Annotated in this window: 14 protein-coding genes (1 of these 14 cut by a window edge); 5 read left to right on the top strand and 9 right to left on the bottom strand. The window is 36.5% G+C overall.

What is annotated here, in order from left to right; genetic code table 11:
* Positions 1-57 precede the first annotated feature (57 nt).
* Positions 58-360, bottom strand: coding sequence for a helix-turn-helix domain-containing protein (locus tag MKY78_RS07095; protein ID WP_057994667.1), 303 nt, complete (start codon positions 358-360; stop codon positions 58-60).
* Between the two features lie 172 nt (positions 361-532).
* Here MKY78_RS07095 and MKY78_RS07100 point away from each other — a divergent pair, with 172 nt between their 5' ends.
* Together MKY78_RS07100 and MKY78_RS07105 are read left to right on the top strand one after the other, a co-directional pair.
* Entirely contained in the window at positions 533-1,534 is a 1,002-nt protein-coding gene (locus MKY78_RS07100; protein ID WP_339217107.1) for a helix-turn-helix transcriptional regulator, read from the top strand.
* Between the two features lie 29 nt (positions 1,535-1,563).
* Positions 1,564-2,721, top strand: a complete 1,158-nt coding sequence (locus MKY78_RS07105) for a site-specific integrase (RefSeq protein ID WP_257457364.1) — start codon at positions 1,564-1,566, stop codon at positions 2,719-2,721.
* A gap of 106 nt (positions 2,722-2,827) precedes the next feature.
* Here the strand turns inward: MKY78_RS07105 and groL are convergent, their stop codons facing one another.
* Both groL and groES read right to left on the bottom strand, forming a co-directional pair.
* Positions 2,828-4,456, bottom strand: a complete 1,629-nt coding sequence (gene groL / locus MKY78_RS07110) for a chaperonin GroEL (RefSeq protein WP_186869092.1) — start codon at positions 4,454-4,456, stop codon at positions 2,828-2,830.
* Positions 4,457-4,503: 47 nt separating this feature from the next.
* Positions 4,504-4,788 carry a co-chaperone GroES gene (gene groES, locus MKY78_RS07115; RefSeq protein WP_339217108.1) on the bottom strand — a complete coding sequence of 95 codons (285 nt, stop codon included), beginning with the start codon at positions 4,786-4,788 and terminating at the stop codon, positions 4,504-4,506.
* A 251-nt stretch (positions 4,789-5,039) separates the two neighbouring features.
* Here groES and MKY78_RS07120 point away from each other — a divergent pair, with 251 nt between their 5' ends.
* Entirely contained in the window at positions 5,040-5,753 is a 714-nt protein-coding gene (locus MKY78_RS07120) for a type II CAAX endopeptidase family protein (protein ID WP_339217109.1), read from the top strand.
* A 6-nt stretch (positions 5,754-5,759) separates the two neighbouring features.
* A complete protein-coding gene (locus tag MKY78_RS07125; RefSeq protein WP_186869095.1) occupies positions 5,760-5,960 on the top strand; it encodes a YdiK family protein in 201 nt (66 codons plus the stop codon).
* Between the two features lie 76 nt (positions 5,961-6,036).
* Here the strand turns inward: MKY78_RS07125 and MKY78_RS07130 are convergent, their stop codons facing one another.
* Positions 6,037-6,702 (bottom strand): redox-sensing transcriptional repressor Rex, encoded by a 666-nt coding sequence (locus tag MKY78_RS07130; RefSeq protein ID WP_339217862.1) that lies wholly within the window; start codon positions 6,700-6,702, stop codon positions 6,037-6,039.
* Between the two features lie 184 nt (positions 6,703-6,886).
* On the opposite strand from MKY78_RS07130, the gene abc-f reads away from it, so the two are divergent.
* Positions 6,887-8,806: an ABC-F type ribosomal protection protein gene (gene abc-f / locus MKY78_RS07135; protein ID WP_339217110.1), complete on the top strand. Its 1,920-nt coding sequence runs from the start codon at positions 6,887-6,889 to the stop codon at positions 8,804-8,806.
* 40 nt (positions 8,807-8,846) lie between these two features.
* Here the strand turns inward: abc-f and MKY78_RS07140 are convergent, their stop codons facing one another.
* The 5 genes from MKY78_RS07140 to tsaE all read right to left on the bottom strand — a co-directional run.
* The gene (locus MKY78_RS07140) at positions 8,847-9,287 is read right to left on the bottom strand and encodes a hypothetical protein (RefSeq protein ID WP_339217111.1); all 441 of its coding nucleotides are present in this window, start codon (positions 9,285-9,287) and stop codon (positions 8,847-8,849) included.
* Positions 9,288-9,534: 247 nt separating this feature from the next.
* Entirely contained in the window at positions 9,535-10,542 is a 1,008-nt protein-coding gene (gene tsaD / locus MKY78_RS07145; RefSeq protein ID WP_339217112.1) for a tRNA (adenosine(37)-N6)-threonylcarbamoyltransferase complex transferase subunit TsaD, read from the bottom strand.
* Positions 10,539-10,988, bottom strand: a complete 450-nt coding sequence (rimI, locus tag MKY78_RS07150) for a ribosomal protein S18-alanine N-acetyltransferase (protein ID WP_339217113.1) — start codon at positions 10,986-10,988, stop codon at positions 10,539-10,541. The genes tsaD and rimI overlap by 4 nt, the downstream gene beginning before the upstream one ends.
* A complete protein-coding gene (gene tsaB / locus MKY78_RS07155; RefSeq protein ID WP_339217114.1) occupies positions 10,981-11,685 on the bottom strand; it encodes a tRNA (adenosine(37)-N6)-threonylcarbamoyltransferase complex dimerization subunit type 1 TsaB in 705 nt (234 codons plus the stop codon). The genes rimI and tsaB overlap by 8 nt, the downstream gene beginning before the upstream one ends.
* A gap of 35 nt (positions 11,686-11,720) precedes the next feature.
* Positions 11,721-11,832 carry the 3' portion of a tRNA (adenosine(37)-N6)-threonylcarbamoyltransferase complex ATPase subunit type 1 TsaE gene (tsaE, locus tag MKY78_RS07160; RefSeq protein ID WP_339217115.1) on the bottom strand. 338 nt of this gene lie beyond the right edge of the window, so 112 of the gene's 450 nt are visible here — the last part of the coding sequence; the start codon falls outside the window, past its right edge — the gene reads right to left on this strand; its stop codon occupies positions 11,721-11,723.

The raw sequence follows: 11,832 nt of genomic DNA on the forward strand, positions 1-11,832 counted from the left end.
CCCTTCTGCAAGTGCTTACATTTTGATGGAATTAATCTGATTAATATTTTCATAGGATCAACCCTTTCTTTTGTAACGTATAATGTCTCCACCATTATTTCTAACTGCCACGTAATATTTATCCATATACTTTTCTACTTCTTTACGATTAAATAACCATTTTGACCCTAAACGAATACTTGGAAACTCTTCATCGTACAATAAATGTTCGACAATCGTATTCCAGGACATGTTTAAATAAGCGGATAGTTGTTTTGAATTCATAAAGAATACGTCAGCTTCTAACTCTTCCAGCTTTTCTTCCACTTTTTCAAGATAAAGATCCTTCAATTGTTCTTCATCGATTTCTAGATGTATCATTTGTATCTACTCCTTTTTATATTTTTCACATTTGTGAATATAATTGTAAACAACTGTATTTTACAACAATATCAAATTCATTGCAAATTATATTTACATAAAAATTCACATTTGCAAACTTTTGTAAGCTATGTTATTATTAATTTATAAATTCATAAAAGAGGTAAAACAAATGACTAAAAATGATTTTCTAGAACATGAACTAAAACTAAAAAAAAACATGGAACAAAAAATTAAAAATAAATTTTTTGGAGAAGAACTTAAACGTATAAGAAAGTCGAAAAAAATGACTATTAATGAATTAAGTGAAAAATCTTCTGTTTCATCTTCTTATATCTCACAGATTGAAAATGGAAAAAGGGACACTCCTACACCAGAATTAATTAAAAAATTAGCTCATGGTTTATCAACTGACTATTATCACATGATGAGAATAGCTGGATATTTGAACCCCGATAAGGATAACTTTATTACCCTAGAACAACTAATAAAGAAAGTTCCGAATGAAGAAAAGATAAATGACATGATCGAACACGACAAGAAAATTGAGAATGAGTATGAAAAGAAAGTCAATTCTACGGTGCATTCCAAATTCGATAAATTCCTTTATGAAAGACGACAAATTAATTATCATGGTCTGACTCTAGAAGAATTAGACAATCACTTTAGATCTTTTCTAGAATCCAATGCACATGCAGGTCATTATTTAAAGTATCTTCGAATTTTTAATGCCATTAACCAAAAGGAGATGGCTAATTTATTACAAATTAAAGAAGAAACTTACATTTCTTTAGAAGCAACGTTAAGAGAAGATTCACCTTATTTAGTAAAAAATAGTGAAGATATTGGAAAAATACTAAATGTATCTAACTTCTTGGATTGGTACAATTTCATCAGAAGACAAAAAGAGTTAAGTTATAACAATTACGGGACGAAAAGAAAAGAGAGCATATATACAGAAATCTCCCTAAATGTAAAGAAAGTGGAAAAGAAAATAAACAAATCTGGGCATGAGTATTACGTGGAATATTCTGATGAAGAATTAAAAAGAAATCTTTTTGACTTAGATCACCTAATAAATCAGAATGAACACAAGGTACTTTATAAAGATAGAGTTCTAACAGAAGAGGATATAGAAAAAATAAAAACCATGTTGGATGTCATTTTTGACTAATATGTCTTAATGAAAGGAGGTGAAAAGGGATGGCTTACATTCATAAACGTGGCTCCAAATGGGCTTATATTGTTAATATTGCAAGAGATTCCAATGGAAAACGTAGACAGATTACCAAATCAGGGTTTAAAACTAAAAAAGAAGCTCAACTTGCTGCGAATAAAGTGGAAAATGAAATTGCTAATGGTACACGTTTATTCGAATCGAATATCACGTTTAAAGAGCTGACTGATGAATGGTTTGAACATTATGCATCACAGGTTAAGATTAGCAGTGTCAGAGCTAGAAAATACGCAATTAAACATCTGTTGGATATTTGGGGAGCTACGGCTATCAAGAGAATTACAAAACATATGTATCAAACGGAACTTGATAAGCTTAGCAGGAAATTCAGCAGAAATTATATTGAAAGTATCCATAGTACAGCAAATATGATTTTTAAATATGCGATTCGAAAAGATTTGCTCCATAGTAGCCCTTCTTCTGCTTTTATCATGCCCAAAAAGCAAGTTACAGTAGAAGAAATTGAACAAGAAAATATACAGGAAAAATTTCTTGAGTTACATGAACTAAAGGAATTTCTTACTTTAGCAAAAAAGCACGGGCTAAGTATGGATTATTTAATGTTTACAACATTAGCATATACGGGTTTGCGATTAGGTGAATTATTAGCCTTGAAGTGGTCAGATTTGAATTTTAATGAATATACAATTCGTATTTCCAAAACTTATTACAACCCGAATAATAAAAAAGATGGATTTCAATTGCTAACTCCTAAGACAGACAAGTCCATTCGTACAATTATGATTGATAAAGACTTAGTAAACCTATTTAGAATACACCGCAAAGAACAAATGGAACTAAAAATGAAAAATAGAATGGTATATAAAGATCAGAATTTCATCTTTGCAGAGAATACAGGGTATCCAAGAGTAATGAAGATGGTTGCAATCCGGTTACAACGTCTTATGAAGCTTATGAATACAGATAAACACATTACCCCTCATGGATTTAGACACACGCACACTTCTCTACTTATTGAAGCTGGTGCAGGTATAAAAGAAATCCAAGAACGGTTAGGACATTCAGATATTAATACAACGATGAATATCTACGCACATATGACCAAAAATATAGAAGAAAAGACCTCTCAAAAGTTCAGTGAACTAACGAAAGGTCTTCTCTAAAAATTTTATTGCATGGCGTATCAAAATTACGGAAGTTAGCAAAAAGTTAGCATTTCGCCACTAACCAACCCTCAAACCCTTTAATATCAAGGGATTCGGGCGGTTATTACATCATGCCGCCCATTCCACCCATATCCGGCATTCCGCCGCCACCAGCAGGGTTTTCTTCAGGAATGTCTGCTACTACTGCTTCAGTAGTTAGGAACATAGCCGCTACAGATGCAGCGTTTTGTAATGCAGAACGAGTAACTTTAGTTGGGTCAACGATACCAGCGTTGAACATGTTTACCCATTCGCCAGTTGCTGCGTTGTAACCAATTCCAACTTCTTCGCCTTTTAGACGTTCTACAATAACAGATCCTTCTAGACCAGCATTGTGAGCGATTTGACGAACTGGTTCTTCTAGAGAACGAAGAACGATTTTCGCACCTGTTGCTTCGTCACCTTCAAGGTCTAGACCAGCAACTTTGTTGTATACGTTCACTAGTGCAGTACCACCACCAGAAACGATACCTTCTTCAACTGCAGCACGAGTTGAGTTTAGTGCGTCCTCGATACGTAGTTTGCGCTCTTTTAATTCTGTTTCAGTTGCAGCACCAACTTTGATTACTGCTACACCGCCAGCTAATTTAGCAAGACGTTCTTGTAATTTTTCTTTATCGAATTCAGAAGTAGTTTCCTCAGCTTGTGCACGGATTTGAGATACACGAGCAGAGATTGCTTCTGGGTTACCTGAACCTTCAACAATAGTAGTATGTTCTTTTGTTACCACTACTTTAGAAGCAGTACCTAATTGTTCGATAGAAGCACTCTTAAGCTCTAAGCCAAGATCCTCTGTAATTACTTGACCACCAGTTAAGATAGCAATATCTTCAAGCATTGCTTTACGACGATCACCGAATCCTGGAGCTTTAACAGCTACAGCATTGAATGAACCGCGAAGTTTGTTTAATACTAATGTTGCAAGAGCTTCCCCTTCAACATCTTCAGCAATTAATAGAAGTGGCTTACCTTGTTGAACAACTTGCTCAAGAACTGGTAAGATTTCTTGGATATTGCTGATTTTCTTATCTGTAATTAGGATATAAGGATTTTCTAGAACAGCTTCCATTTTATCTTGGTCTGTTACCATGTAAGGAGAAGCATATCCACGGTCAAATTGCATACCTTCTACTACTTCAAGCTCCGTAGTGAATCCTTTTGATTCTTCAATTGTGATAACACCATCGTTACCAACACGTTCCATAGCTTCAGCGATTAAGTGACCTACTTCATCGTCTGCAGCAGAAATTGCAGCAACTTGCGCAATAGATTCTTTACCTTCGATTGGTTTTGAAATAGCTTGTAATTCTTCAACAGCAGTTGTTACAGCTTTTTCAATACCACGGCGAATACCTACAGGGTTTGCACCGGAAGTTACGTTTTTAAGACCTTCACGGATCATTGCTTGTGCAAGAACTGTTGCAGTTGTAGTACCGTCACCAGCAACATCATTTGTTTTGGAAGCAACTTCAGAAACAAGCTTTGCACCCATATTTTCAAATGCATCTTCTAATTCGATTTCTTTTGCGATTGTAACACCATCATTCGTAATTAAAGGTGAACCGAATTTTTTATCTAAAACAACGTTACGACCTTTAGGTCCTAATGTTACTTTTACAGCATTTGCTAATGTATCTACACCGCGAAGCATTGCGCTACGTGCGTCTTCACTAAATTTGATTTCTTTAGCCATCTTGAAATGCCCTCCTTAAATTTTCATTTATTTATCGATAATATTAATTAGTTAACTACTGCTAAAATATCACTTTCACGTAGAATTAAGTATTCAGTTCCATCGTACTTTACTTCAGTTCCAGCGAATTTAGAGAAGATGATATGGTCTCCTTCTGAAACTTCAAGTGCAACTCTTTCTCCACCATCAGTTACACGACCAGTGCCTACTGCAACAACGCGACCTTCTTGTGGCTTTTCCTTTGCAGAGTCTGGAAGTACGATACCGCTTGCAGTCTTTTCTTCTTGTTCAACAAGCTCGATAACAACACGATCTCCTAGTGGTTTAATCATGAAGATAACCTCCTTAATTCCTTTTTGATATAGTTTAATCATTTGTTAGCACTCTCTAAACCCGAGTGCTAATTCCAATTAATATAATAAATAAAAATGTGATGTTTTGCAAGTATAGAGTTGTATATTTTTTTAAAAAAACTTGTCCGAGATGATTCTATTATTATCCACCGCTTGAATATGATAAAATACACAGGAATCAGTTTGTCGCTAATACTATAAAACATGTAGACTTTAAGGAGCTGAATCTATTGCCTAAACGATACTGGTGGGTCATTCTTACTTATATAGCTATGCAACTTTCAGGAGGTTTTTTTCGCCCCTTACTGCTTCGACTTTTTCCTGCTCATCAACTCGAAGCTCTAATCTTTTATTCCATCTTTAGTTTTACAATTGGTTTAATTATTGTTTTAATATTAATGAAACCTGATATGCAGATGTCCCAGACTAGAAGTAAGTGGTTTACAAGTGATGTGATAGGATGGACTGTATTAGGAGTCTTCTTGGCTTATTTCGCTCAAGGTATTGCGACCATGATAGAAATGAATGTATTTGGTATCCGAACAGGTTCTGAAAATACACAAGCAATCATGCAGATTACGAGGACCGTTCCATTATTCGCGATTGTACCTGCAATTATTGCACCAATATTAGAAGAAGTGATTTTCCGAAAGATAATTTTTGCTTCTTTATATAAACGTACTAATTTCTTCATTGCGGCGTTAATTTCCGCACTCATTTTCGGGATTATTCATGGTGAACCTGAGCACATTCTAATATACGCATCAATGGGATTTGTATTTGCATTTCTATATGTGAAAACGAAAAAAATCATTGTTCCGATTATTGTTCACATGACGTTAAATTCTATTTCCGTCATCTACCAATACTCGCTTACACCAGAACAAATTGAACAGATTGAACAGCAATGGAATCAGGTACAAATGATTCTAATCGGAGGTTAATTATTTATGAGAATTACCGCAAGGACCTTGGCACTTATATACTTTACGATGGGAGTCTTTTTTATTTATGTTGCAATTTCTTTTGCAGAAGAAACGGTTTTTAATTTCATGACCATTCTGCTAGCTATTTTTGCTACATTAGACTTCGGTGCTGGGATTCGTTATATGCGACTGCATTATAAGTTAAAGAATATAAAAAAGAAATAATTATATGGATAGTAAAAGCTCCTACAATCTGGTAGGAGCTTATTTATGTATTAGCTAAGATGTGTGTCAAAAGTTCCTAATATGTATCCTCTTCCTCATTATCTATCTTCTCTAACGGATAATGCTTTAAGAAATACACTAACGCCTGTAATTCAATGGCTAAATCAATATGGTGTACGCGAACATCGTCGGGTACGGTAATACGTGCTGGTGTGAAGTTTAAAATACCTTTGATACCCTTTACTACTAATCGTTCCGTTATACGGTCAGCTTCTTGAGCCGGTATGGTTAGAATTGCTACTTTCACATTACCTAATCTCTCTTCCAAATCATCAATATGATAAATCGGAACGCCACCAATTTCTTTCCCCACTTTTTTCGGGTCCGCATCAAAGGCTAGCATAATTTTCGTATTATTATTTTTGGTGAAATTATAGTTTAGAAAGGCTGTACCTAGATTACCTACCCCAATTAATGCTACTTCGGTAAGCTCATCCTGGTCTAATGTTTTCCGGAAAAAACCTAATAAATATTCAACATTATACCCATAGCCCTTCTTCCCAAGTGCTCCAAAATAGGAAAAATCTCTACGAATAGTAGCTGAATCCACTTTGACAGCCTCACTTAGCTCCTTTGAGGAAACACGGGTCTTTCCTTGCATTTGTAAATTATTTAAAAAACGATAATATAATGGGAGTCTTTTGGCAGTCGCTTGTGGTATTTTGTTTTGATCCAAGCTGATTCCTCCTTACCATCTATCCAAATCTTCGCTTAAAACATAATGGAACAATAATAATGTATAAATTAGTACCAATTTCTATTTTATCAGATTTTTTGTATTAAGTCGTGATTAACTTCACATATTCACAATATTATTGCTCGAACGGCTATATTTGGATACACTAAAAATACTAGAGGTGACCATGATGATAATTATGCAATTAAATGATCTCTCCAAATCATTTGGAGCTGAAGAAATATTAGCAAATATAAAAATAGAAATAAAAGATAAAGATAGAGTAGCGATAGTAGGTCGGAATGGTGCTGGAAAGTCTACCCTTCTTAAAATAATGGCTGGTGAGATGTCCTATGATACCGGTGAATTAATTAAGCCGAAGGACCTCACTATCGGTTATTTATCACAGCATACCGGCCTAGAATCATCTAACACGATTTGGAACGAAATGTTAGAGGTCTTCTCCGATTTAATTCTACAAGAGAAGAAGCTACGATCCATGGAAACAAAAATGGCCCAAGTACATGAACTAGAACCAGCTGATGCAGAGAAATTATTGGCCGAATATGATCGCTTGCAGCAGGAATTTGAAACGAACGGTGGATATAGCTATGAATCTGAAATTAAGGCTGTCCTATCTGGTTTAAACTTTCTAGACTTTGATGACCAAACACCGATTAATGAGTTAAGCGGTGGACAGAAGACGCGCCTTGCATTAGGGAAGCTATTACTAAAGAAGCCAAACTTACTCATATTAGACGAACCGACCAACCACCTAGATATCGATACATTATCCTGGCTTGAGAAATACCTTTTAAGTTATCCAGGTGCGGTAGTTATTGTCTCGCATGATCGTTATTTCCTTGATAAAACGGTAACCCTGGTTTATGAAATATCACGCCACCGCACGAAGCGATACCATGGAACATACAGTGATTTTCTAACGCAAAAGGCACTCAACTTTGAACAGGAAATGAAAGAGTTTGAGAAGCAGCAAACCGAAATTAAGAAAATGGAAGAATTTATCCAACGAAATTTAGTACGAGCATCCACGACTAAACGTGCACAAAGTAGACGGAAGCAGTTAGAGAAGATGGATCGACTAGATAGACCTTTAGGAGATGAATCCTCTGCTTCGATTACTTTTGAAATTACGAAACGAACTGGGAACGATGTCTTAAAAATTAACGATCTCTCCTTCCGCTATGATGAAGGAGGAGACCCGATTTTTAAAGATGTAACGTTTCACGTATCACGCGGTGAGAGTATTGCCTTAGTTGGCCCTAATGGAGTCGGAAAAACAACCCTGCTTAAAAATATACTAGGGAAGTTAGCGCCTAGTGAAGGAACTATTCAACTTGGTACGAATGTACAAATTGGTTACTATGACCAAGAACAGGCTAATTTAAGCTCACACAAGACCGTATTAAATGAATTATGGGATGAATACCCACATGTCAATGAAAAGGATATTCGTACGATTCTTGGCAATTTCCTCTTTTCCGGAGATGATGTGTTAAAGCCTGTCCAATCCCTTAGTGGTGGAGAAAAAGCACGTCTCGCTCTTGCCAAGCTTCGTATGCAAAAAGCGAACCTATTAATTTTGGACGAACCGACGAACCATCTTGATATTGATAGTAAGGAAGTATTAGAAGCTGCACTAATTGATTTTCCTGGAACGATTGTCTTTGTATCCCATGACCGTTACTTCATCAATAAGATCGCTGATAAAGTGGTCGAAATGCAACGGGATGGTGCTACTGTTTATCTCGGCGATTATGATTACTATATCGAGAAAAAACAGGAGGAAGAAGAGTTAGAGCGTCTACAAGCAGAAGAAAATCAACCTAAGGCTACGAATGAAAAGAAATTAAGCTTTAAGGAAGAGAAAAAACGCCAAAGTGAAGAACGAAAAAGAGAACGACAAATTGCTAAATTGGAAGCGGATATTGAAAGATTAGAAGAAGAGCTAGCATCTCTTGAGGAAGAAATGACAAAACCAGAAGTGTACGAAAACCATGAAAAGGCGTTAGAATATACCAATAAAACCAATGAAGCAAAACAAGAAATCGAGAATTTGATGGAAGAATGGACACTATTGCAAGGCTAATAAGAAAGGCAGGTTACGCTCTATGTAACCTGCCTTTCCTTTACTGTGGATAGCTTGAAAGATATTCCATTACCTCATTTGGTATTTTAAAGCTAAGCGTAATATTTTTCACACTGAAATCAAGGTACGGAGAATTTTGGTATGTTGTCATTTGAGCCGCCTCAGATAAAGATGATTTATCTACACTAGATTCACCTAACTTTTTCGTATCGCTTTGGTACATGTTGAATTGCCTATCCACAGAAGCATCAGTAGGTACCTTTTCCATTACCCAATCGTCTATCTGCAATGCATTTACAAAATCAGCTATATCTTGATCGTCTTCGATAGTCACTATTTTCTCATCTGTACCAGGCAGCACCACGTCAATCTTTTGTGTAACATCCAGTGATGAGCTCACATCAAGTTCCTCTGTGTTGTTTTGACACCCTACTAGTAACAATGTTATCCCCAACAGCACGATCCATATTAATCGTTTCATATGATCTCCTTTCATGTTATCTATATATCATGATGTTACCAAATTTACCCAATCATTCAAAGGGGATTACGAAAACCATTACTATCCACAACGTTATCCACTTACAAACGCCCAATATAGCCATTATCAACAAATTTATTCACAGCATCCACATAGAATTTCAATGTTATCCACAATTGTTATTAACATGACAAAGCCAATATAACAGGAAAAGGAAAAAAATAGCCACAACCCTGTGGATATTTTCTTAACGTAATATTAAGGAAGGATTAGCATTTAAATCCATACCAGAACGCTTCTCTTGTTCATAATTAATTGTCCCTGCTGCTGCAATCATAGCCGCATTATCCGTACATAACCTTAAAGGTGGTATTAACAAAGGAATCGTGGTCTCTTTAAATTTGGCCTCAAGCTCTGCACGTAGTCCTTTATTAGCAGCTACACCACCTGCTACGATTACTTGCTTTACATTATATTGCATTGCCGCTTTAAGCGTCTTTGTTGCTAATACATCGATTACACTTGCCTGAAAGCTTGCTGCTATATCTTCTTGCTTCAATGTTATACCTTTTTGTTTGGCATTGTGGATTTTGTTAATAACTGCTGATTTCAGCCCACTAAAGCTAAAATCGAAACTATCTTCCTCCAACCATGCTCTCGGAAAATCAATAACAGCCTCGCCTTCTGCTGCGAGTCGATCTATATGCGGTCCTCCTGGATAGGGGAGATTTAACATTCTTGCCACTTTGTCATAAGCCTCACCAGCCGCATCATCCCTTGTCTCGCCAATTACTTCATAGCTACCATGCTCTTTCATTAGAACGAGCTCAGTATGCCCTCCTGAGACAATTAACGCTAATAGTGGAAATTGAAATTCTTCCTCTAAGCGATTAGCATAAATATGTCCCGCAATATGGTGAACACCAACTAACGGCTTTCCTTTCGCAAAGGCTAGCGCCTTTGCTGCGTTTACACCAATTAGAAGTGCTCCGACTAATCCTGGCCCCTCTGTTACCGCAATTGCGTCAATATCATCCCAGTCTAGACCAGATTCATTAAATGCTTCCTCTAATACTAGCGTAATCTGTTCCACATGATGTCTAGAGGCTATCTCTGGAACCACGCCTCCAAATCGCTTATGACTTTCTATTTGCGAAGCAACAACATTAGATAGTACTTCTCTACCGTTCTTTACTATGGAAACCGCTGTTTCATCACAGCTTGTTTCAATTCCAAGTATATATTTATCCTTCATATTAAGTTCACCCACATTACTACAGCATCCTCTTGATTGTCTGTATAATAGTTTTTTCGAATTCCACCAGGAACGAGTCCAAATTTCCGATACAGCTTTTGGGCAACAATATTCGTTACACGTACCTCTAAAGACAACCTAGTCGCCCCCAAACCGATTGCTTGTTGTAAAGCAAAACGAAATAGCTTTTCCCCTAGCTTCTGTCCTCTAAACCCTGGGAGTATCGCGATATTCGTAATTTGTGCATCATCAAATACAACCCACATACCTACATAACCAATTATCCTCTGATCAATCTCAATAATATAGTAATAAGCATGTTGATTTTGCGTTAGTTCTTGCCTAAAGATCTGCTCATTCCAAGGAGAAGAAAAGGATGCCAGCTCTACAAGCATTACTTGATCAATATCTGCTAATTCCATTTTTCTAATTGTTAGTTCAGCCATTTTCTTTATCCTTCTGTTGCTTTAACCAATTAGCTTCTGCTTCTGCTAAACGTAAATAATTTGGTGTTAATGCATGGGTTTCTTCGATATCCTTGTCTTCCGCAGCTAATACTAAATCAGAAGGCTTGGGAATATGGTAAGCCATTTCAGGTATTACTGCATGGCTCCCCAGCTTTTCTACTATGATTTCTCGATTCTTCTCGATATCCGGGCTTAAGAAAATAACGTTTTTATCCAAGCCTGCGAGTCTGTCCAACCAATCAGCAAAAGTAGTATTCTGTTCTTCTATTATTTGTTCTAATTTACCTTGCTTGTTTGCATACAAGCCCGTATAAACCAAACCTCTTCTTGCATCAAAAAACGGGCATATTAGAGCATCCGAAAAGACTGCACGGTAAGCCAATAACTCTAAGCTTGACACCCCTACCACCGGGATATTTAACGACCAGGCTAATGTTTTAGCTGTAGTTAATCCAATTCGTACGCCAGTATAGGAGCCTGGTCCCTTGGCTACGACAATTTTATCTAGCTGTTCTGGCTTCAGATTAACTTCTTTCATTAATTGTTCAATAGCTGGCATCAGTCTAACTGAATGGTTTTTGGCTATATTTGTCACGACTTCCCCAACTACTTCTTTATTTTTTACGATTGCGACACCTAATGCTTGATTGGATGTGTCCATTGCCAGTATATACATCTAACGTAACTCCTTCTCTAACCAAATCCTTAACCTTATAAAGCTTTAACAACCTGTTCAAAATGCTCACCAATTGGATCAAATTCAATGACTCTTGACTGCTCGTCCAAATATTTTATTGTTATATTTAACCGTTCGACAGGGAGA

The organism is Ornithinibacillus sp. FSL M8-0202, assembly GCF_037975285.1.
GTDB classification, from domain to species: domain Bacteria; phylum Bacillota; class Bacilli; order Bacillales; family Amphibacillaceae; genus Ornithinibacillus; species Ornithinibacillus massiliensis.

Coding starts and splice junctions, on each gene's coding strand:
- MKY78_RS07095 (WP_057994667.1), bottom strand. CDS start 360: ATGATACATCTAGAAATCGATGAAGAACAATTGAAGGATCTTTATCTT.
- MKY78_RS07100 (WP_339217107.1), top strand. CDS start 533: ATGACTAAAAATGATTTTCTAGAACATGAACTAAAACTAAAAAAAAAC.
- MKY78_RS07105 (WP_257457364.1), top strand. CDS start 1,564: ATGGCTTACATTCATAAACGTGGCTCCAAATGGGCTTATATTGTTAAT.
- groL (WP_186869092.1), bottom strand. CDS start 4,456: ATGGCTAAAGAAATCAAATTTAGTGAAGACGCACGTAGCGCAATGCTT.
- groES (WP_339217108.1), bottom strand. CDS start 4,788: ATGATTAAACCACTAGGAGATCGTGTTGTTATCGAGCTTGTTGAACAA.
- MKY78_RS07125 (WP_186869095.1), top strand. CDS start 5,760: ATGAGAATTACCGCAAGGACCTTGGCACTTATATACTTTACGATGGGA.
- abc-f (WP_339217110.1), top strand. CDS start 6,887: ATGATAATTATGCAATTAAATGATCTCTCCAAATCATTTGGAGCTGAA.
- MKY78_RS07140 (WP_339217111.1), bottom strand. CDS start 9,287: ATGAAACGATTAATATGGATCGTGCTGTTGGGGATAACATTGTTACTA.
- tsaD (WP_339217112.1), bottom strand. CDS start 10,542: ATGAAGGATAAATATATACTTGGAATTGAAACAAGCTGTGATGAAACA.
- rimI (WP_339217113.1), bottom strand. CDS start 10,988: ATGGCTGAACTAACAATTAGAAAAATGGAATTAGCAGATATTGATCAA.
- tsaB (WP_339217114.1), bottom strand. CDS start 11,685: ATGTATATACTGGCAATGGACACATCCAATCAAGCATTAGGTGTCGCA.